Source organism: Spirochaeta lutea, assembly GCF_000758165.1.
GTDB lineage: Bacteria > Spirochaetota > Spirochaetia > DSM-27196 > Salinispiraceae > Spirochaeta_D > Spirochaeta_D lutea.
This window is the reverse complement of sequence record NZ_JNUP01000066.1, coordinates 31,916-52,502: the sequence shown is the minus strand read 5'-3', so window position 1 is coordinate 52,502 and position 20,587 is coordinate 31,916. Positions and strand designations below refer to the sequence as shown.

The window sequence follows — 20,587 nt, the reverse complement described above, 5'->3', positions numbered from 1 at the left end:
TTACCGGGGGGTGATTTTGTGGTACTTCTCCGGATCCGGTTGAAACCCTACTAGTGGGTCGGTCCCAGCCAGGGCGCGAGCCAGGGCGGCCCGGCCCTCCTTCATCATGACCTGGTGATGTATGTGGCGGCCGTTCCGGGAGGTAATGCCGATTCGTATATCGCTATCCGGAAGCTTTGCATGACCCCTGGCTAGAAATTCCTTACAGGAAGAAAGGGCTGCATCTAGGTCCTGGCCGGGGAGTATAACCCAACATGCAGCTGTCGTTTCATGAAAGAGCAGGTCCCGGTAGATGAAGACCTCCATCAGGCTGCTAAAAAACCGGGATAATCCCTCTTCCACTGTTTCTGGGTTTGTCATCTCGATGAGGCAAAGGCTCAGGGATGTATCCTCTAGGGTCGCTTTCCGTAGTTCCGCATCAAGTGCTTCCGGCAAAGCGCTGTCAGGACTCAAGGGACTGGAAAACGGCGGCTGGTCGGCGGCGTCTGTTTCTCCACCGAGGCCGTGTTCTGAATCTGAATCCGGGTCTGAGTCGATCGGGGGTGGAACCTCTTCGTCGGCGGATTCCTCCCGGGAAGGGGGGGGTGGCTCCATATCTGTTGGTGCCGGGGCACCCCCGGGTTCCGGATCTGCTGCCATGAGGGCACCTCCGGGTTCCGGGGCTTCATCCTCGGGTAGTCCAGGGGGTGTCGTGTTATCGCCTGGTTCGTGATCGTCTGATTCTTGATCGTCTGATTCTTGATCGTCTGATTCTTGATCGTCTGATTCTTGATCGTCTGATTCTTGATCGTCTGATTCCTCCTCGGGGGCCCAGGTCTCCTCTTTCCGGGTGAGGGAGAGCAGGGCATAGAGACAGATCAGCAAACCCGCGAATAATAACAGGGCGATGAAGCCGGTACGGAACAAAAAGAACAGATCTCGTCCCAGAATAACCCGGAATACCGCTGTTGCCTGTCCATTCTCCATGGCAGGCCGGGAGATGAGGGCTTGGTGAAGTCCTGGAGCCTGAAGTCTCGGTCCGGATGGCTCGGTCTGACCGGGGAGGGTTACCAGTTCTGGATTCCGAGACCAAAGAAATCCAATACTTCCCCTGGGGTTCTCATACATTAAGGCTTCTAATGTTGGAAGATCCTGGTATATCTTCTGTAGGATGCGTTGCTGGTTTTCTCGGTTGCCGCTTATCTCCGGCAGCAATGCCTCCAAGGTGTGCTCGGCTTCTTGAACTCTATTTCTTCTGATGGAATCACTCAGAATAAAAAGCCCACTGAAGAACACGAGAAAGAACACAATACCTAGCCAGGTGATCAGGGTTGGATATCGGGACATCATACCTCCCCATTATATGCCAAAAGGGTAAGCAGTCCTATGGTTTTCTGCTGTAGTTGTCTGGATATATCCAAAATATCACCCCCTGGGGCGGTATTTTTTTGATTCCTGCTGATAATACCGAGAATCCCCGGTGAGAAAATACCAACGTCAGGATTATGTACGACCTCTTCTAAGGAATTTATGGGCACTGATATGCGCTCAAGGATGGCGCGGGCTAGGTTCCGAATAGAAGGGTTCCTGTTGATCCCTCGGCCAAGATCTTCTATAGCCCACAGGGTTGGTCCGGGATGATTCTGGTTCAGAATCTCATCCCGCCTTTCACCCAGGGATGTATAACCGGATGCTCCGAAGCCTCGCTCGTTTACCGGGGGGCCGAACCGAAGTACTGAGAGCGGCCCCGCCCGGTCCATTATCGATAGATCCTGGGTATCCCGGCTGTGCAGCCGGGAACGGGACAGCTCATCGTAGAGATCCCGGTAGGTATGGGATGTATAGGAACGGAATCCGGGAAAGGAGAAATCCAGGCCCCCGAGGGACAGCTGGGTACTAAGACCCTTCGCGAAGGAGAGGGCGGCTAGCCCCGCGTTGGTTTGATTGTTTAGGAGACTCCCAATCTGGGGTAGATAGTCCAGCAGGAGGTGGGTAAGGGGATGGCGGGAAAAAACAAACCGAAAGGGGATCTGTTTTTTACTCAGCAAACGGATTACCAGGGGGGATGTATAAAAATCCACCAGCCAAAAACCGGCTCGGGATACCTCCGCCAAACGAAGATGTTCGAAGCTGTACCACTGGGCGTCCAGGCTCACCACCACATCGGGAGTGATTCCCCGGTGGGTTAGGGCGGGCAGGGCAGTGTCGGCACAGATTACATAGCGTTGATCAGCCTCGATGGTTTGTACCTCGGATAACCGTTTGTGCAGACTGGGGCCGGCGCCCAGCACCCATACCGACTGGAGCCTACCTGGCCCGGGAGCCGTCAAAGCCGATTGGCGGTGGTAATACTCCAGGTTTTTAAGCCCGTTTTCAAGCCAGCGGTTTCCGAATACTGCCTGGGTAGAGAGATCGTCTTTTAGCTCGGCGATTCTTTTTTTAAGCCGGCTCAGCACCTGATCGATCCAGGGATGACCGGTTTGCTGATACACTGCCACCGTCTCGACCCGAAGATTCTGAAACAACAGGGGGGAGTATCCGGTGAAGACCTCCTCAAGCCATGAGAATCCAGGTTTCTCAGGATCGGCGGCATGGTACCCCATGTCCGGCGAGGGTGACGGTAGGGCGTTTTCCTTGACTATTGTTCGACTCAGCTTGGGGAAGGGATCCAAAAACACCATGGTTCCACGGTTCATCCGGGGGTGTTTTCCCGAGGATAGCTCATGAAAATCCCAGCCGATAACGATTACAAAATCACCGGATTGCATAGTCTCTGCCAGGGTATACAACTCTCGGAAGGGCGAGCGCTTACTGGTGAACCATCGGTTGCCCCGGGGAAACTCTACCCGGGGAATCTTTCCGAATCCCTGGGCCAAACTCCAGTCAAGAATTCTCATAGAGCCAGCCTCGAAAAGTGAAAGTGAATCTCCTCCGCCATTTCCGCGCAAACAGCGCGACGCTGATCCGCAGAATGCTCCGACCAGTACCGCTTATAGGAAAAGAAACAGACCTCCTGGAGAAGCTCGTCCGCGGGGTCTTCAGGATTCAGGGGATAGGTGCAAGCCTTCAGCATCGCCGACTCAAGGTGCTTGAGTAGAACGGCATAATCCTCCAGTGTTGAGGAATGGTCAAACAGCCCCAGAGGACCAGTACCGGGACCGTGGGTGGGCTCGGATTCTTTCCAGGCGTCGGATGCTCGTTCCAAAACGCGGCTAACCTGTTCCCTGGAAGCACAAGGCAGATCCTCCCCTGGATGGCCCTCGATGAACCGAAGAAAGGTTCTATCGGTTTTTCCATGAAAAAACCTGCTAAACCAGGTCCGATAGATTTCTAATGATCCTTGGGAAATCCGGGGTTTATAGGTCGTACCCGGGGCCAGGGTATTCAGATCCCTTGTGGTCTGTATGGTTTCTAAGGGATTCAAACGAGTGCTTCCTCCGGCAAGATGGGTATCGAAGCCATGGGGGGTAATATGTCCAACCAGTTGGTAGAGAGATAGATCTAGACCGAAGATGACGACAGCCTTGGAATGGACTTCAAGGATCAAATCTAAGGCAAAGGCTGCGACGGTACCGGTTTCTCTCATGCCAGGTCTGATTCCCTGAGGTTTCAGGAAGAGGCTTGTCAGGGGGTCGGAAACCGGGAGAAAGTGCACCATCCCCATACCGGGCATCCTGCCTAGCTCGGCGGTAAGGGGGGCAATGATCCTGCTCTTCCAATGCGAGGGGATTTGCCGTAAATGTTCCCCCGCCCAATATCCAGGATCCGTGGTGAGGATAACATCGGGTTCCATGGAGATGCTGTGTAGAAAAGAAATTGCAGAGGGCAGGGCATAGATCATCATGGTTTCACGGTATTTGCAGAGGTAGGAGGCAGCCTGTCCCAGGCTGGGGCCGCTTGCTACCAGTACCGGGACTTTTTCATCATCCGCCCTGGTAACCCCGGTTACCAGAGAACCTCCGCCGGATTCGAGTAATTCAACCGCCTTCCGGAGGTTGGCGAGTTTTTTGACGCCGAAGAACCCCCGGGTCATGGTCTCACGGTGAACCTGGGTGAATATCCCGGCAGTGGTACTCGCGACGGTTTGGGCGGATTCTTGGGCAAAGGCTGTGTCGTCCACGGCCCTGCCTTGAAGCAACTGTACCCCCCGCAGGTACCGCGACGCCATCCAAGGTCTCAGGGTGTCCTCCAGAGAGGCAGTGTCGCCAGGATGCCAATGTACGCTCCCCGGGGGTAACTCAGGATTCCGGTGCAAAAAGAATTCCGCCATACGGTCATCGCTGTGAATAATATACTGCGGGGTTGCGGGAAACTGCTCTGCTAAATAGGTACTGAGATAGGGGAGTCCGGTGTCCAGGAGAACCAGTCCCCCCTCCCTGACCTGGGAGGATGATAACTGTTCAGTCGCAAGGGAGAGGGCTTCTTCCCGGGGATTTACCCTGCTGTGCAGAAAGCGTCCTTTGGAGGATTTTACCGTCAGATGCCCGCGTTTTCCTTGAACCAGAATCATCGTTGGACATTCTTGCCTTCATAAATATGCCAGGTTACCTCATCAGGGTCCAGGGTGAACCAGCTGCAGAGCTGCCGAACTGTCTCTTCGTAGAACCGGTCCTGTGCCCGGGCAAAGGGGGCTTCAAGATGGAGATAAAATCCCTCCGGTGAAATACCGATTCGGCACTCTGTAAGGGTTGCCAAGGTTCGGTATACAATTTCTGGAATCCGCTGGGCAGAAACCATGGGGAAGTGCTCCCGGAGGGCGCGATGGATTTCAAGCATTGAAATATGGAGTATCCGCTCCTGGGGATCGGCCAGTAACACATCCAGGGGAATTGGGGTATATTCTGCTGAAAACTGAGCGGGTATTCCTGCGAAATTGGTGGAAAGGATCTGGGAGAGCGCACTCACCAGGAGGGTATTGGCTTTCTCTGAGGATTGCCCGTAGGGGCTGGAAAACAGCAAGGCACCTACCGGTTCCTTTTCCGGAAAGGGTATGCAAATAAAATCCGATTCCGTAACCGCTATATCTCGGCTGCTCAGTTTTGTAACGTTTTGAGCAGACAAGACCCCCCATCGGTCGAAGCCTGATAACTCTTCTCTTGGGAAGGATAACCGGTGGAGGCTTGTTTGATCCAGGTTCCAGAACAACACAGGTTCAAAAATCCGTGAGTCCTCGGCAGACGGGGTCAGCAGGGCAGATTTCTCTATGCTGAGTACATCCCGGAGCAGTACGAAAAAATCATACAATCCGAGGAAGGTATCAGGGAGTCCGTGAACTGCCTGGAGAATCTGTACCAACGCCTCCTCACTGTCTGTTTGAAATCCCTCCAGTGATATTGTATCGCCTTGGGGGTGGGGAGACAGACCGGGGCGGGCTTCCATGCCCCGGACACTGCTGGTATCCCTTGCGGGAGTGTTATCCTGCTTCTGGTTAACCTTCCGTCTTACAAACTCAGCGTGGTGCAAGAACCCCTGGGCAGACTTGTAAGGGGAGGCTTCCTTACCGGAGTCCTCGGATTGAATTTCCAGAACTCGGTTCATGAGTCCCATAGATTATAGCCCCAACTCCTCAAAGAGACGTTTGTAGGTCTCAAAATGCTCACTTCTGGCGAACTCTTCTATTTTTTCTTCCGGGAGGGCCTCTAGAAGTTTGTCCATGTAGGCTAATACGGTCTTTATCTCATGCTTCAGTGAACTGGACATACTTGCGTCGGGGCCATGCTCAACTGCGGCAGCTGCAGGTGTGCTTTCTGCATCCGGTGATTCCTCACCCGCGGCACCTACCGAGGTCTCCTGGTCATCCTCTTGAGCCTCTGGGCTTGTCTGAGGTTGCGTCTCGTCCGCCATGGATTCGCCGGCATCCTCCTCTGCCTGCACGGTGGAATCATAGACCTCATCAAATCCCTCGTCCTCAAGGGATTCTTGCTCAGGGAGATCCTGTTCGGTCTCCTCCTGCTCGGTTACAGAAGTATCGAACTCCTCGGCCTCCCCAATCTCTATGGTCATATCCTCAAGATCCGAGTCATCGAAATCAAACTCTATGGAATCATCATCCAGATCCTCGATGTCCTGAAGTTCTTTTTCGATATCCATCTCGGCCATAGCCCGGACTTCTTCATCGCTGCCCTGAAAGGGGTCTTCCCCGGCAGATTCCTGCTCATCCACAGGCTCCAGGGAAATCTCGCCAACTACCTGGTCTGACAAATCCTCCCGGGTTTCTTCCTCTACCAGATCAATGGAAGCGTCCTCTTGAGTACTTTCTTCCTGGGGGGTTCCTAGAAGCTCATCATCAATGTTCTGATCAAGATCCGTGTCGTAATCACTGGGCTTTCCGGGTTCTTCGGTAAACTCGGCGGTATTTAAAATATTATCCAGTTCATCACCGGTAAGGGCGATGGTTTCATCTTCCTCTTCATCGAAGAATCCCCCTGAGGTATCAATACCACCCGCAGAATCCTCATCACCGAAGAGTTCTGTTTCTGCCTCCGGCTGGGAAAAATCCTGGAAATCCTCTTGGTTTTCATCGTCTGGTGTGGGCTCCGGAGCATCCTGGGGGACCTCCTGGACGGGTTCTCCAGCCTCGGAGGTGGCACCCTGATCATTGCCGTCCAGCTCCTGACGTTTTTGTTGGATTGCTTCGGTAAGGGTTCTCTCCTGGTGACGCAGGGTCTGAAGATCTGCCCGGAGGCTGGTCAATTCTCCTTTAATGGCTGAAAGCTCTCTTTCAATGGCCGACAGAATTGAGGAGCCAGGGTCCAGGGTTACGCTCCCTTCCTGGGGCGAGGCATCCTGCTCTGTCTTAGATCCGACCTCAATGATCCCAAATTCGTCATCAGCGAGATCTGAATCATCCAGGGAGGATGCTTGTTCCTCTTCCTCAGAATCCTCTACATCTACCTCTTCCGAATCTACCGAGGAGGCTTCCTCAGCGCCTAGGTCCTCGTCGCTCTCGGAGGATGAAAGTTCATCGGTGCTTGGGGCAACGGAATCTTCAAGCCCTGACTGTTCCTCTACTTCCTCTTCTGTATCGGAGGAAAGGGAATCGGTAAAGGCTTCAACATCGTCAAAGTCCTCCAGTTCCGGCAGGTCCTCCGAATAATCGGGTTCATGGATATCCTCGAGGCTGAGGTCCTCAGAGGCCTCGGCCCCGGGGAGATGTTCTTCAGACTGATCTTGCTGCTGACCGGCATCTTCTTCATCACCTTCGGTGTAGATATCCTCTGAAGGGGAACCTGAATCTTCTTGGTTCTGGTCATCCTGGGATTCTTCGAGAACAATTTCACCAGCGGCCAGGTCCTTCTCGTAGGCATCCAGGTCAATATCTTCCTCAACCGAGGGCGGAGCTGCGGCTTCATTTAAAATATTTAGATCAATATCTGTATCGCCAAGTTCGGTATCCCCTTCGCTATCCTGGGATACCAGGAGATCCGAATCATCAAGATCCAAAAACTCTTCATCAAAATCGGGAAGAGACCCCCCCTCGGAGGTTTCAAGACTCTCATCCTCTTGGCTTGTTTCTTCGACGTGTTCACCCGAGGAATCTTCAACCATCATATCATCCAGAGTTACTTCCTCTACTTCATCTTCCATGGTGAAGCTGTCGTCCAGGCTATCCTCGGTGGTGTCTAGAGAGCCGTCTTGAACCAGCTCCTCATCCTGAGATGAGTCTGGGGCCGTCCCGGAATCCAGAGTATCCTCGGATAGGTCATCCCGGGACTGCTCCTCGAATGTATCCCCGGGCTCGCTGGGAACCTCCTCAAGGTCATCCAAGCCACCCATGTTTAGAATCTCGTTTTCCTCATCGGAGAGGTCATCAAGATCATCTAGTCCTGGAATAACGATATCGTCCTCCAGCTCATGATCGCCTTCATCAAAATCTTCCAGCATAATCTCTTCGGTATCATCGTTCAGGTCCAACTGGAGTTCTTCCTCTTCAAGGTAGATCTGGTCATCGTCATCATCCATGGATAAGTCCAGGGTGATTTCACCGTCCTCGGGAATAGCATCCAGATCCAATCCGGCTAACTCTTCCTCCAGGGCACTGGTATCCTCGGATGATTCTGAGGCCTCATCCGGATCAAAATCATCAAAATCCGGTATTTCTATGGAAACCTCGTCGGTCTCCTCATTCGTGAGTTCATCTATGGCGGAATCCTGGTTTTGCTTATCACTCATGGGGGTATCCTCTGTAATGTCTTCCATGGTTGCGGTTTGGTCGGTATCCAATGAACTATCTTCCAAGTCGCCGAGGAGAGATTCCTCTTCCTCGGTGAGACCCTCCACGTTTGGTTCATGGTCCTGGGTATCTTGGGATTCATCATAAGAATCCAGGTCAAGCTCGGTCGGTATATCATCCAGTTGGATATCATCCGTTTCGGCATCCACATCTTCGATGCCTGATTTTACCCAGACACCATATTCATCGAGGGAGTCGAAATCTTCCGTCTTGTTGCGTTCCTCGGCCATCCGCTTCTCCTGGTCAGACTATATGGTAGTACTATACCTTTCAAGTATCGGCTACAATTATACGATCATAACCGCTATTTGGTTAAGTTTAATCTATTATACACCGTTACTTCAAACAGGATGAAGCTGTCACAGATATTTTTCTCTATAACATTAGGTGTTCTTGTGTATATGGTGGGCCTGGGGATCTATGGGCCCGGCGGTTATGTAGATCTTCAAAGCAAACGTGAGTATCTGGCTGAGCTAGAGAGGAACAACGCCCGGCTGGAAACCCTCCAAGCCGAATTGACAAACCGTATGATTCGGGCGGAAACCAGTTCGGAGTTGCTCCAAGCCAAGGCACATTCCCTCGGGTACGTTGGTCCAAATCAGGTATTGGTTCGAATACAAACAAAGCCCGACTTCAATCAGCCCCAAACGAGCGGAACAATCCTAAAGGCTCCAACCTACCGAGCTCCCCCTCGGTCGATGTACTTGGGTGCCGGTGCAGCGGCTGCCCTGTTGTCATTACTTATGGGAATGATACGCCCGGGGAAGGCAAAGCAACCTAAATCCCCGGCTTCAACCCCGGAGAATGGAGTGGTGAGTGATTTTACCCTCCGAAAAACCCATTGATTCCATGGGATTCCGGAAGGATGAGCTTTCAATGCGCCTTTCTATCGGTAGTACCCTCGTTCGAGTATCACCGACACCTTCAAGACTACGCAAAAGGTCGTAAACAACACCGGATGTAGCGGAACAGTCCCGGAGCCAACCCAGGGGTAAGGGTCGCCGGGGTAGAAGGGTGCAGTCTTTTGAGCATTTAAGATCTATTATTCCCCGGTTTCTGGCCGGGTCCAGACGGCCTCTCTGAAGTAGGTGTTATCAACCCTGGTGACCACACCCTGATCTACGGTAACGTAGGAGGTAAATTTATTGCCAACCAACCGCTTACCGTCCATGGACAACTGAAACTCCCAGCTCATAGGCCGGGCCAACTGTACTATTTGGGTGGCTATGCTGTAGGGGAATAGGGTCATATACATCTTGGGACTATTGGGTTCATTCTGCCGTACCCGAATTACACCGCCCTCTATGCGAACCTGGAGCTGCATTTGCTCATCGTCTCCGAGTCCTGCTACCGCGGTTCCATCGCGGTTTACCGTTACGGTGCCAATGCCAGTATCCCCGATCCAGCGGCCCTGAATCATGGCGACGGTGGGGGATTCCTGGAAGAGCGGTGTGTTCCCCTGCTGGGCGAGCCCCTGGGTCAGCCCCTGGGATGGGGTGTCTTCAATGCCGAAGAGCCTGAAGGTAGTTCCCCGCAATTCGGACACCATGGCCTGGAAACTGGCAAATTCACTCTGCTGGGAAAGCAGTAGACGCCCGGTGGATCTGCTGAATATCTGGAGATCAAGGTAAAAAACACCGCTAATCCTGTTGATTTCACCGATGATGATTCCCCGGGCCAGGGGATTCCAAACCTCGGGAATTGCTTGGCTGCTTATCTCCCTCCTGGTGGGGGTTATAATCCCCTGACGTATCTGGGATGCGTCTTCCGGGAAAAGGAAATCATAGGATTCAAGTTGTTCTATTTGTATGAGGAAGGAGGCAAGTCTGTTTTCCAGTACCCGAGACTCGGCAGGGGAAAGTACTCCCTCTCCATCGTGAATTCCCAGGAACACAAAGGTATAGGCGTCGGTCTGAGCTCCAGCATGCCCAAGGGTAACAAACCAGAGGAGTACGGCAATAATGAAGATGCCCCCGGGGCTTCTTGACCTCATGGAGTCAATGTAGCCCCGTGGGCGAAAAAAATCAATTGACCACCCTTCAACTGGGTAAGATCCGGCGGGATTCGATATAATAGCGTTTTTCCTCGGCATCTCCCATGGAGAAGGCTTTTCGGGGCAGGGAACCCTGGTTAATTACATAGTCAAAGAGCCGGTCCCGGGCAATTACCGGGAAAAATGTCGAAACCGCTGAGCCCTGTTTTGCAAAATTCTTGGTGTGGTTCCAACCATGGATGAAATCTATGGTCGCCTTGGGATTCCTGCTTCGAAGGGTCTCAAAGGCCAAATCCACCAGGGCGTTGGGAAGGCGCTCTTCATCCTCGGGGAACTCGGCGCAGTACCATTGATCCCCATCGTAGATTCCGGCAGCTTTTTGACCAGCCGGGTTCCCTTCCAGAAATGCCTGCAGGGTATCTTCCGCCATGGGAGTAATACGGGCGTTAAAATCACCCTTTAATACCTCCTGGAGCTCCTCCCCGGAGACGCCAAAGAGGGTACGGTGGATGGGTTCAAACCGGAGGCCCGGGCTGTGGAGGTTTACAATTTCCGCCAAAGCAAAGCGGGCGGGATGATCCACCAGATGTTCCCAGGTTCCGTGCTCCTGAACCGCTGCGGCCTTCAACTCCTCCCATACCGTCTTGGCTGTTGCCAGGGAATGGTTGCCGTCGCCCATGGCAAAGAGCAGGGGAGTGTCGGTTCCGTACCGCTTCTTGGTAGTGTCAGCGGAGGCCAGATTCTGCAGTCCTGAAAGGATGGTCTGAATTGTCCCGGAATCTTTGATGGAGTACCCTTCAATATGGCCTCCGCCGAGCAGCAGGTCGGTGGTGTAAACGCGGGCATCCGAGTTTTTTTGGGAAGCCAGGGGCTCGATGATGCCCTGATCAGGGTCGTCGATGAGGATCATGATATGGGGCAACTCCAGGGGAGCCCCTTTACGCACCTGTACCCGGGGTGGGATGCGGTCGAGGATGGTCCCCTCGGTCGCCCGGATAAGACTGGTGGATCCCTTGGAGTAATCGTAATACTCCAGATCCATGGCGAGGAGGATCCCCTGACGCAGCCCCGATGCTTCCGTGGTTCGTTCAATGTAGATGAGCTGTTCACCCACATCCTGCAGGAGCCCTTGGTCAAGGTAGTGCTGCATCGTCTGGTGGATCCGCTGAATCCGATCCTGACGATCCGGGTCCTCCAGGTACACCTCCGGGAAAATCAGGGGCAGGGTAGAGGGGTTTGATCCGATAGCCTTGGATAACCGGTTCCAATAATCCCGGTCGCTGGTGTGCTGATCGCAGGCTACAACCCCCCAGGTCTCAATGGGGACTTCCGGTGCGGGCATGAGCAGCCGGGGAAACCGGATACCCAGGGCCTCAAGTGTCTTTGCATAGGTTTTATTCATGGATGTCATGGATAGGAGCATACCCAGGGACGAAAGCTCTTGCAAGACCGTCCATGCTGGCTGCATACTACCCTCATGATTTTGCAATTTTGGTCTACCCCCCTGAGGCCCGATCTGATCCTACGGGTGCTGCCTGAAATTACTAGTCCCGGATTTCTGGAAGAAGGAGAGTCGCTCCTGGTGGATTTTGGGGCGCTATTTCCATGGGGATTCGAAAGCAGAATCAACGATTATTTGGTGTATCCTGAAGATTTCTTTCCCCCGTTCCGGGCATTGATGGATTCCTTGCTAGACAGGTGGGGGTTTTATCTCCCCACCATTCCCCAGCCCTGGCGGGGTGATGTGGCCTGTTACGATTCCTTGGCGGATTCCCGCGGCGCATTTACCAGATTGGTTGAGGAGTTCCGGGGTGATGTAGAGTCTCTGCTCCCCGGTGTGCCCCTGGATCAAGAAGCCCTGGAACAGGCGCAGGTTATATCGAGTCTTGCCCTGGCGGCTCCGGAAGACTACCAGCGATTTACGAGGATCGATGAGCGGCAGGGAAGATTGTACACTGAAATCTGCCAGGAGATTCAGCAAATCGGGATGGTACTAAACGGGCCATTACGAGGGTACCAGGAGCTGCATACCCTACAAGCCAGGGTGGAACATTTGCTCCGGGACGCGGATGATATGAATACAACCTGGCAGGATTTTCTAGCAGGCACCCAGGGGCTGTGGTTCGGTGATGCGGCGGATTTGATACTAGAGAGCAGGGCGTTTCCCTTGCGACGAATCACAGACACCCTTGTGAGATCCTTCGAGGAGTACGAACGCTTCCGACGATTCAGCCGTCGATAGTAGCAATCCCAGGCATAATGCGCCTAGGCCGCTAGTGTGTGACAGATACGGGGTGGGTCGTGGGCAAAAGGTTGTAACTGTTCATCCCGGCGACACCACCCATGGGAAGAATCCTCGGTTGCTCCGCTATATCTGGTGTCGTTTACAACCTTTTGCGCACTAACTAAGGGTGCAGTCCGGTTACAAGCCCAGGGATAGTACCGCCGGCATGGCTCGGTACAGCCTATCGCCCAGGATACAGTCAATTACGGCCCGTATTCTACCTATGCATCATAAGCCCTCCGGTTCATTGAATCCCCGCTGCTGTTTTTCCATCTCCAATGGGCAATGTATGGGAAAGCGCCCTGAGGTTATGGAGTTGGTGGGGTATCCAGAATCCGTCGTCGAAGTATCCATCCCGGATGGGGGGATGGTGGGGCTGAGGATGCCTGGGTCTGGATCGGCGGTAGGGGGGCGTGGGATACCCTGCCTCGCGCCAGGGCTGACCTTTTTATCTGGATGAACCAGGGTTTACCGTGGGTGGCTGAATCGTGGATGCTGCCTTGGGCATTAATGAACCTGAAGGTTCCGGGCTCCAGGGGAATGAAGGGGATATCCGGGGTTACCAGTTCTAAGGCGTGTTCCTGGGTAATGTGGTTTTTTACATCCAGGTAGACCGGGAGGGTCCATTGGGAGTCCTCCTGGGGAATCTGGTTCGGCTCGGATACCTCCGGCGGGGTTTCCTCCAGACTTCCAAGAAAGAGATGGCTTCGCCGGTAGTTCTCGGTAGTCGGTTTTTGGATATCGGTTCTCCCGAAATAGAACCCAGTGGAAAATTCACGGTGACTTACGTGGTAGAGCTCATCGATGAAGGGCTGGGTCTCCCGGGAGCGAAGGTCAATCTCGATATCGGAGAGCCGGGAGATCCGATCCAGTTCCTTCCGGTACGCCCGGGTGATCATGGCAACATAGTAGAGACTCTTCATTCGGCCTTCAATTTTCAGGCTATCCACCCCGGCAGCCCGCAGCTCCGAGAGATAATCAATCATGCAGATGTCCTTGCTGGACATGATCGTAGTGTAGCCCGTACCCGAAGGACCCTCCTCCTCGTCCAACGGGTAATACTCACCGGGCCTCATCTCTTCTTCTAGTGCAACCCGGTATCCCCAGCGGCAGGAATGAGCGCAGTCGCCCTTGTTTGCCGATCTTCCGCTCATCCAGGACGATAAGAAGCAGCGTCCTGAGTAGGCCAGACACATCGCTCCATGGATGAATGCCTCAATCTCAAGATCCGGAACCCCATCTTTGATCTCCCGGATCTCGGGGAGGCTGAGCTCCCGGCCTGGCACAATCCGTGAGAATCCCATGGAATGGTACATCTTCGCCGCTTCCCGGTTGACGCAGTTGGCTTGAGTGCTCAGGTGGAGTTCCTTATCAGGAAATCTCTTCTGGAGAATCGGGAGAATGCCGATGTCGCTGATAATGAATCCGTCAAAGGGGTAGGTTTCGATTCGATCCAGCTGGGATTTCAGTTCTTCTACATCGTTATTATGAAAATAGATATTTAGTGTGCAGTAGAGTTTTTTAGAGCCCTTCACCCTGCGGATACTCTCGGGACTGTCCTGGTTATCCGTTGCTATGTTGTCGGCCTTTGCCCGGAGAGAAAAACCGGGCAATCCGATGTACGCGGCATCTGCGCCGTAGCGGTATGCATAGTGCAATTTATCGAGGCTGCCGGCTGGTGCTAGTAGTTCCAAGGAAATCTCCTTTACCGAAGTGCAGCGCTGAGGCTGCCTGCGAGGTGTTGCCAGGCAAGGAGGAAGCGCTGCTGAATTCCCTGGAAAAACTCATGCTCGAGCCGTGCTGCCGGTCGCCCGATCCAGCGGAAATGCCAGGGCTCATAGTCATATCCGGTAAGCGCCTCATATCCCTCGGGGTAAGACAGACTAAACCCGTATCGCCACGCCTCGGCTGCCAGCCAGATACCCCCGGGGTGCCGGGCGTACTCCGGGGTGATGGAGCCAAAATCGACTACCGTACCCAACTGGTGTTGGCTCGTCCCCGGCCTAGCACTCACCCTGGATGCCTCTGCTTCTCCCATTTCTCGGACATGACGCTGGAACAGGCCGTCCTGATATTCAAAGCTCCGGTAGGTGCTGGAGAGCACCAGTCGTGCCCCTGCTTGGTCCGCAGCCTCCACCATGGCTAGGAGATCCGGTATAATCCGTTTCCGGAGACGGAGATCATTCCGGTTCAGGTAGAGCTGAGGATACTCTGTCATAGCAACGAGATCCGGGGGAATATAATCCGCGGGTAGGGCATGGTTTTTATCCACCAGAACCAGATCTGCCGGGTATTCATCCAGGATCCGGGCTGCCAGGTCCAGGAACACCTGGGGACGGGAGAGGATGGCTTCCTCTATATCATCGGTAATTGCCCCGGGTTCCCGGGAAGCCGTTTCTTTCAAGAGACGCGTAAGTTCATTCTTGGTTAATTGAAACCGGGGATGAAGCCGGTCAGCTGTTCTGGTATCCCCATCAGCCAGTTTTGTCCCCGGTACTCCATGGGACACCGGAGCGGGTGAGTTGGAAGAGCTAGAACTGGGCTGAGCCGTCAATCCTCCAGTAGAAGCCTGGGTCTCTTCAGCGCCGCATCCTGTCAGGATAAGAGCCGCCGCCAGGAAGATCAATTGGATTGCCGGCGGGGTGAACATAGAATCTCCTTCCCGATATCGGGAACCAGTCGTAAGAGTAGTCATAGGTTATTTACACCGTACCTTAGTTGATTGTTCTGAGATGGTATCCATCGGGAGGAGAAGAGGGTGCCATGTTTAAGCCCAACCTCAGGCATCCTTTAGCTCTCCGAAGAGGATCCGTAATACCTCTGCCATTTCCTCCACAGGGTGAAAGGTCAGGCCTTTTTTAACATAATCGGGAATCTCATCCAGATCCCGCTCATTCGCTTTTGGAATGATGATGTCCTTTATAGTAGCTCGTTTTGCCGCGATTGTCTTCTCCTTCAAACCGCCGATGGGGAGCACCCTGCCGGCGAGGGATAGCTCCCCGGTCATGGCTATTTTCTTGCTAACCTTTTTCCCGAGAGCCAGACTAACCAGGGTGCTGGCCATGGTAATTCCCGCGCTGGGACCGTCCTTGGGAGTAGCCCCGGCAGGAATATGGATATGGATGGTGTGTTTAGAGAACCAGTCTCCAGCGATTCCCAGGGAATCCGCCAGATAGCGCACGTAGGTGTAGGCAATATTTGCCGATTCCTGCATGACACTTCCCATCTGCCCGGTTAGCTTGAACCCCTCCTTACCGGGTACTGCTACACTTTCAATTATCAGGGTGTCCCCACCGAAGTTTGTCCAGGCAAGTCCGGTAACCATGCCGGGTGCAATAATGGTTTTCGCGTCATCCTCCCGGAAGTAGGGCTGGCCGAGGTAGGTTGTGAGGTCCTCCCGGGTCACTGTAACCGGCGGCTGTACCTCTTCAACCAGAAGTTTTTTGGCGATCTTTCGATTGACCTTATCCACTGCCTTTTCAAAATTTCGCATCCCGGCTTCCCTGGCGTAGCCTTCCGCTATGGCGGTAAGGGCCTTGTAGTCGAATTGAACCTGGTCCTTGGTCATTCCGTTCCGGTCTAGGCTTTTGGGTATAATGTATTTTTTCGCAATGGAAAGTTTTTCCTTGGTTATGTACCCGGATAACCGGATAATCTCCATCCTATCCATGAGGGGTCGAGGAATGGTATCCAGGCTATTGGCCGTTGCAATAAACAATACCCGGGAAACATCGAAGGGGAGGTCCAAATAATGGTCGCGGAAGCTATTGTTTTGCTCAGAATCCAGAACCTCAAGAAGTGCACTGGACGGATCCCCCTGGAAACTAGCACCTAGTTTATCTATCTCATCAATCATGAAAACCGGATCCTTGGTTTTCACAATTTTCAATCCTTGGATGATTTTTCCGGGCATGGCTCCCACATAGGTTCGGCGATGTCCCTTGATTTCGGCCTCGTCCCGCATTCCTCCCACACTGAAACGGAAAAATTTCCGCCCCAGAGCCCGGGCAATAGATTTGCCGATACTGGTTTTACCTACCCCCGGGGGACCGACCAACAGGATAATAGATCCCCTGAAGTCTTTCTTCATCTTATGTACGGCAATGAATTCCAGGATCCGCTCCTTCACATCCTCCAGACCATAGTGATCAGCATCCAGTATCCGTTGGGCCTTCTTGAGGTCGATCTCCACCGGGGGCGGATCGTTCCAGGGGAGGCTGACAATGGTGTCCAGGTAATTCCTGGTTACATGGTAATCCGAACTGTTGGGTTCCATCAGGGCGAATTTATCCAGCTCCTTCTCGATCTGCTCCCTGATATCATCCTCGACCTCAAGAGAATCTACTATCTCCTTGAACCGGTTATACTCCTCGGTCTTCCCGTCCACGGCGATTCCCAGCTCCTGCTTAATGGCCTTAAGCTGTTCACGCAGGAAGTAATCCCTCTGGCTCTTTTCAATCTTATCGTTGATCTGATTCTGGATTTTCTTCTGGATTTTTAGTAGTTCCTGCTCTTTCTTAATGAAGAGCAGGACCCGTTCCATCCGTTTTTTTATACCGAAGGTCTCCAGGACACGCTGCTGCTCCTCCCGGTCGATATTGAGAATCGAGGTAATAAAGTCAGCAATCTTTCCGGGCTGATCAATGTTGACCATATTCAACCGCATCTCCTCGGAGAAAAGGGGGTTGTTCTCCGAGACAGCCTTCATCTCCGTAATCAGACTCCGGGTGAGGGCCTTAACCTCCAGGGTATCATCGAGAACCTCTTCGGGGTATTCCACGGCAACCGTAATAGGAATCTCGGATTGGATGACCTTCTTAATCTTGAAGCGTTTTATCGTGGATATGAAAATATTCATGCCCCCGTCCGGGAGATTTATCTTCTTCACGATCTTCGCCAGGGTGCCTACAGAGAATAGATCATTGCTGCTGGGGTTCTCAGTTTCTTCGTTTTCAACCAACACTAACCCGAGACTATTGTCACTCTGGAGGGCATCCTCCACCGTCTTCAGGTCCTCGGGACTATTTATCATCAAAGGGGTAAATATCCCCGGGAAAATGGGCTTCCCCATCAGGGGGAGTACCCGAATTTTATTGGGTAGAGTTTGATCCGATGGTACGATGTTTTGGTCAGCCATAGTTGCCTCTTTTACTCCAGGTTTTGTCAAAATGGTAGGGTGATTCTAATGCTTGAACCTACTGCTAAAAAGTAAGCTCCAGGATGCCAGGGGTCAAGTACAAGCCGATCCCCCAGGTCCGAATACCCCGTTGAGCATGACTGCCCGACCGGGATACCATGCAGGTATGTCCAGGAGCCGAACAGTAAAGGCCATCATACTAAAAACCTATCCCCTGGGGGAGCAACACCGCGGGGTTGTGTTCGTAACCCCCGACCGGGGTATCCTTCGGGCTATTGCCCATGGCGCAGCCAGTCCCCGGGGGAAGCTGCGGAGTGCTGCAATTCCCTTCGCCCGGGGCATCCTGTTCCTGTACGAAGACCCCGTACGGAACTCCATCAAGCTCACCGATGCGGATATTGAGGAGTACCATCCGGGGTTGCGGGAATCCTACGAAGCCCTGGGAATAGCCAGCCTCTGGGCGGAGCTGGCACTATCAAGCCATATGGAGGGAGATAATAGCCAGGTATTCTATCTGCTCCAGGACGCCCTCCTGCTTCTCAGCGGGTTTGGCTATGCCCGGGATGATGGTCATATCTCACGGATTCTCACCCTGGGCACCCTGTTCCTGTGGCGGTTCATTGCTATAGCGGGTCTAATGCCCGATCTCCAAGTCTGTTCAGAATCGGGAAGGGATTTTGCTTCCGATGAGGAGGTGTTTTTTGCACCCCCCGGAGCTGGGCTGATTGCCAGGGAAGTTCCTGCTGCAGCCATGGGAATCCCCTTGATGCCCGGGGCGAGAAATTTTCTGCAGAACAGTTTTCGCATGGAGCTCAAAACGGCCAGCGCAGTCGGGCTGCCAAAGGGGGCCTTGGGACAACTTTTTAAGGTCGGTATTATGATCGTCCAGGATGCTCTGGGAAAACCCCTGGTAACCCTCAAGACCCTCGGTCCGGGATTGTTCCGGTAATAAGGTCTGGGAGTCCGGGATTCAGTGCAGGATAGTGTCGCCGGTATGCATAGTTACGGGTTTTCGCCCACTAAATACGGCTGGAGCGCCTGGAGGGATTCACGGGCGTTCCTATGGTGGATGAATATGCCCCCTGCGTCCTCCCATGCGCCGCGAAGGCGTTCCCGGTCGTCCACGAGAACCATGTCCCGGTCATGTCCGACACGTTCCCTGGCGATAGTTGCTTTTTCCCTGCTCATGCAGGTTATTACCTCAATATCGGGACCGAGCATTCGCTTACACCAAGCACGCTTTTGGGGTTCAGCCCAAGAGCCCCGGGGTAATCCGGTAAGGATAATGGGATTCAATGCATGAAGATGTTCCCAAAGCAGCTGGCCGTCGGGCATCCAGTCCAGGGTATTATAAAAATCCGGTGTTTTCGCAATCTTGCCCCACATCACACCCGGGGGCAAGGCTTCGGGAAGCCTGCCTGTTACAGCTTTTACGCCCCCGTCAAAATCCGCTAAAACACCGTCAAGGTCTAGAAACAATTGTAATGACGTCATGGCGGTATTCTACCCGGATAATCCTGCTTGGTGAACCAGGGGGTTCTGTGCTACTCTGATGGTCTTGGAGTAACCCGTTTTCCCCGATAGGAGGATCCCATGAGGGCACTGGATATAATTATAAAAAAACGAAGCGGTCAACAACTTACCAAAGAGGAGCTTGTTCATCTGATCAACGGGTATGTTGCCGGTGAAATCCCTGAGTATCAGATTAGTGCCTGGCTTATGGCGGTGTTCTTCCAGGGAATGACCCCGGAGGAGACCAAGGTGCTCACGGAGATTATGATAGCCTCGGGGGATGTTTTTGATCTCACCGGCCTCTCGGGGCCGTTTGTGGATAAACATTCCACCGGAGGGGTGGGCGATAAGGTTTCCCTTATTCTTGCACCCCTGGCGGCTTCCCTGGGAGTGCAGATTCCCATGATGAGCGGTCGTAGCCTTGGGCATACCGGGGGAACATTGGATAAATTGGAATCCATTCCCGGGTATTCCACAGCTATGGATCAACCAAGGTTCAGGGAAATAATCGGTTCCTGCGGCTTCGCTATGACCGGGCAAAGCCGTGAGATCGTCCCCGCAGACCGGCTTCTCTACGCCCTGAGGGATGCTACCGGCACCGTGGAATCCATCCCTCTGATTACCGGAAGTATTCTCAGTAAAAAATTCGCCGAGGGTGCTGATGCCCTGGTTTTTGATGTAAAAACTGGTCCCGGGGCCTTTATGAAGACTCAGGAACAGGCCCGAAACCTCGCTCAAAGTCTGGTTGCCACCGGAAGACAATTGGGGAAAACGGTGGTTGCTGTACTCACCCGGATGGATGCGCCCTTGGGTACCATGGTAGGCAATTTCCTTGAGGTTGAGGAGTCGATAGCCTGCCTTCAAGGGGAGGGGTGGGAAGCTCAGCGTACCCCCCAGGGACAGCTAGTATACACCGGTCCCTCAGCAGATCTCATGGAGGTTACGATCCGGCTCACTGCCTGGATGCTGGTTGCGGGGGGGATTGCCGGGGATGTTACCGATGCCGAGGACCGCTGTCTCTCCGCCCTGGCCGACGGCAGGGCATACCAGCATTTTCTTGATAATGTGCGGCTCCAGGGCGGCGACATCCAGGAGATGGAACGTCGCATCGGTACCTGGAGGGCCCCAATAGAGCTTAGGGTTTCGGCGCCCCGGGCCGGGGTTGTCGCCAGTCTTGATGCCTTTAAGGTAGGGATGGCCGGTGTGTATCTCGGGGCAGGCCGGAACAAGACCACGGATCCCGTACAACCCCACGTCGGGGTTGAGGTACTGATAAAACCCGGAACCGAGGTGACCCGCGGCCAGGACATCTACCGATTATGGGCCCAAACCCAGGAACAGGCTGATGAGGCCCGTACCCTTCTGGAGAAATCTATTGAAATCGGCGATGCATCGACCGGGGTTGCCGGACCGTCTGGAATGATTGTGGAGGAACTGTACGACCTATGA

At 53.5% G+C, this 20,587-nt stretch carries 15 protein-coding genes; 4 read left to right on the top strand and 11 right to left on the bottom strand.

Going from position 1 to position 20,587, the window contains the following annotated elements; genetic code table 11:
- From DC28_RS10860 to DC28_RS10840, 5 genes are read right to left on the bottom strand one after another with little or no spacing between them, the layout of a single operon-like run.
- Positions 1 to 1,329, bottom strand: a complete 1,329-nt coding sequence (locus DC28_RS10860; RefSeq protein WP_156104660.1) for an ICP22 family protein — start codon at positions 1,327 to 1,329, stop codon at positions 1 to 3.
- Positions 1,326 to 2,876 carry a 6-hydroxymethylpterin diphosphokinase MptE-like protein gene (locus DC28_RS10855; RefSeq protein ID WP_037548560.1) on the bottom strand — a complete coding sequence of 517 codons (1,551 nt, stop codon included), beginning with the start codon at positions 2,874 to 2,876 and terminating at the stop codon, positions 1,326 to 1,328. Before DC28_RS10855 ends, DC28_RS10860 begins: the two co-directional genes overlap by 4 nt.
- Positions 2,873 to 4,489, bottom strand: coding sequence for a 6-hydroxymethylpterin diphosphokinase MptE-like protein (locus tag DC28_RS10850; RefSeq protein ID WP_037548558.1), 1,617 nt, complete (start codon positions 4,487 to 4,489; stop codon positions 2,873 to 2,875). The genes DC28_RS10855 and DC28_RS10850 overlap by 4 nt, the downstream gene beginning before the upstream one ends.
- On the bottom strand, positions 4,486 to 5,517 hold the full coding sequence (locus DC28_RS10845) for a helix-turn-helix domain-containing protein (protein ID WP_156104659.1): 1,032 nt from the start codon (positions 5,515 to 5,517) through the stop codon (positions 4,486 to 4,488). The genes DC28_RS10850 and DC28_RS10845 overlap by 4 nt, the downstream gene beginning before the upstream one ends.
- 12 nt (positions 5,518 to 5,529) lie before the next feature.
- Positions 5,530 to 8,442, bottom strand: a complete 2,913-nt coding sequence (locus DC28_RS10840; protein ID WP_037548554.1) for a midas domain-containing protein — start codon at positions 8,440 to 8,442, stop codon at positions 5,530 to 5,532.
- A gap of 120 nt (positions 8,443 to 8,562) precedes the next feature.
- Here DC28_RS10840 and DC28_RS10835 point away from each other — a divergent pair, with 120 nt between their 5' ends.
- Positions 8,563 to 9,057, top strand: coding sequence for a septum formation initiator family protein (locus tag DC28_RS10835; RefSeq protein WP_081942145.1), 495 nt, complete (start codon positions 8,563 to 8,565; stop codon positions 9,055 to 9,057).
- Between the two features lie 197 nt (positions 9,058 to 9,254).
- On the opposite strand, the gene DC28_RS10830 is transcribed toward DC28_RS10835, so the two are convergent.
- Entirely contained in the window at positions 9,255 to 10,205 is a 951-nt protein-coding gene (locus DC28_RS10830) for a TP0183 family DNA metabolism protein (RefSeq protein WP_037548551.1), read from the bottom strand.
- Positions 10,206 to 10,251: 46 nt separating this feature from the next.
- A complete protein-coding gene (locus DC28_RS10825) occupies positions 10,252 to 11,673 on the bottom strand; it encodes a DUF1015 domain-containing protein (RefSeq protein WP_052078780.1) in 1,422 nt (473 codons plus the stop codon).
- Positions 11,674 to 11,682: 9 nt separating this feature from the next.
- On the opposite strand from DC28_RS10825, the gene DC28_RS10820 reads away from it, so the two are divergent.
- Positions 11,683 to 12,447, top strand: coding sequence for a hypothetical protein (locus DC28_RS10820; protein ID WP_037548549.1), 765 nt, complete (start codon positions 11,683 to 11,685; stop codon positions 12,445 to 12,447).
- A gap of 350 nt (positions 12,448 to 12,797) precedes the next feature.
- Here DC28_RS10820 and DC28_RS10815 read toward each other — a convergent pair whose 3' ends face one another.
- The 3 genes from DC28_RS10815 to lon form a co-directional block, all read right to left on the bottom strand.
- Positions 12,798 to 14,183, bottom strand: coding sequence for a peptidase U32 family protein (locus tag DC28_RS10815; RefSeq protein WP_052078779.1), 1,386 nt, complete (start codon positions 14,181 to 14,183; stop codon positions 12,798 to 12,800).
- 11 nt (positions 14,184 to 14,194) lie between these two features.
- Positions 14,195 to 15,139 carry a M15 family metallopeptidase gene (locus DC28_RS10810; RefSeq protein ID WP_052078778.1) on the bottom strand — a complete coding sequence of 315 codons (945 nt, stop codon included), beginning with the start codon at positions 15,137 to 15,139 and terminating at the stop codon, positions 14,195 to 14,197.
- 129 nt (positions 15,140 to 15,268) lie between these two features.
- Complete coding sequence (lon, locus tag DC28_RS10805) at positions 15,269 to 17,626, bottom strand: endopeptidase La (RefSeq protein ID WP_037548546.1); 2,358 nt, start codon at positions 17,624 to 17,626, stop codon at positions 15,269 to 15,271.
- Between the two features lie 166 nt (positions 17,627 to 17,792).
- On the opposite strand from lon, the gene recO reads away from it, so the two are divergent.
- Positions 17,793 to 18,575: a DNA repair protein RecO gene (gene recO / locus DC28_RS15680; RefSeq protein ID WP_162180228.1), complete on the top strand. Its 783-nt coding sequence runs from the start codon at positions 17,793 to 17,795 to the stop codon at positions 18,573 to 18,575.
- A 53-nt stretch (positions 18,576 to 18,628) separates the two neighbouring features.
- Here recO and DC28_RS10795 read toward each other — a convergent pair whose 3' ends face one another.
- Positions 18,629 to 19,120, bottom strand: coding sequence for an HAD family hydrolase (locus DC28_RS10795; RefSeq protein WP_037548543.1), 492 nt, complete (start codon positions 19,118 to 19,120; stop codon positions 18,629 to 18,631).
- Positions 19,121 to 19,219: 99 nt separating this feature from the next.
- Between DC28_RS10795 and DC28_RS10790 the strand changes: the two genes are divergently transcribed.
- Positions 19,220 to 20,587 (top strand): thymidine phosphorylase, encoded by a 1,368-nt coding sequence (locus tag DC28_RS10790; protein WP_037548540.1) that lies wholly within the window; start codon positions 19,220 to 19,222, stop codon positions 20,585 to 20,587.

What these genes read in the sequence shown, in the direction of transcription:
- DC28_RS10795 (WP_037548543.1), bottom strand. Translation starts at nt 19,120, where the DNA reads ATGACGTCATTACAATTGTTTCTAGACCTTGACGGTGTTTTAGCGGAT.
- DC28_RS10860 (WP_156104660.1), bottom strand. Translation starts at nt 1,329, where the DNA reads ATGATGTCCCGATATCCAACCCTGATCACCTGGCTAGGTATTGTGTTC.
- DC28_RS10845 (WP_156104659.1), bottom strand. Translation starts at nt 5,517, where the DNA reads ATGAACCGAGTTCTGGAAATTCAATCCGAGGACTCCGGTAAGGAAGCC.
- DC28_RS10825 (WP_052078780.1), bottom strand. Translation starts at nt 11,673, where the DNA reads ATGCAGCCAGCATGGACGGTCTTGCAAGAGCTTTCGTCCCTGGGTATG.
- DC28_RS10810 (WP_052078778.1), bottom strand. Translation starts at nt 15,139, where the DNA reads ATGTTCACCCCGCCGGCAATCCAATTGATCTTCCTGGCGGCGGCTCTT.
- DC28_RS10840 (WP_037548554.1), bottom strand. Translation starts at nt 8,442, where the DNA reads ATGGCCGAGGAACGCAACAAGACGGAAGATTTCGACTCCCTCGATGAA.
- recO (WP_162180228.1), top strand. Translation starts at nt 17,793, where the DNA reads ATGTCCAGGAGCCGAACAGTAAAGGCCATCATACTAAAAACCTATCCC.
- DC28_RS10835 (WP_081942145.1), top strand. Translation starts at nt 8,563, where the DNA reads ATGAAGCTGTCACAGATATTTTTCTCTATAACATTAGGTGTTCTTGTG.
- DC28_RS10855 (WP_037548560.1), bottom strand. Translation starts at nt 2,876, where the DNA reads ATGAGAATTCTTGACTGGAGTTTGGCCCAGGGATTCGGAAAGATTCCC.
- lon (WP_037548546.1), bottom strand. Translation starts at nt 17,626, where the DNA reads ATGGCTGACCAAAACATCGTACCATCGGATCAAACTCTACCCAATAAA.
- DC28_RS10820 (WP_037548549.1), top strand. Translation starts at nt 11,683, where the DNA reads ATGATTTTGCAATTTTGGTCTACCCCCCTGAGGCCCGATCTGATCCTA.
- DC28_RS10830 (WP_037548551.1), bottom strand. Translation starts at nt 10,205, where the DNA reads ATGAGGTCAAGAAGCCCCGGGGGCATCTTCATTATTGCCGTACTCCTC.
- DC28_RS10790 (WP_037548540.1), top strand. Translation starts at nt 19,220, where the DNA reads ATGAGGGCACTGGATATAATTATAAAAAAACGAAGCGGTCAACAACTT.
- DC28_RS10850 (WP_037548558.1), bottom strand. Translation starts at nt 4,489, where the DNA reads ATGATTCTGGTTCAAGGAAAACGCGGGCATCTGACGGTAAAATCCTCC.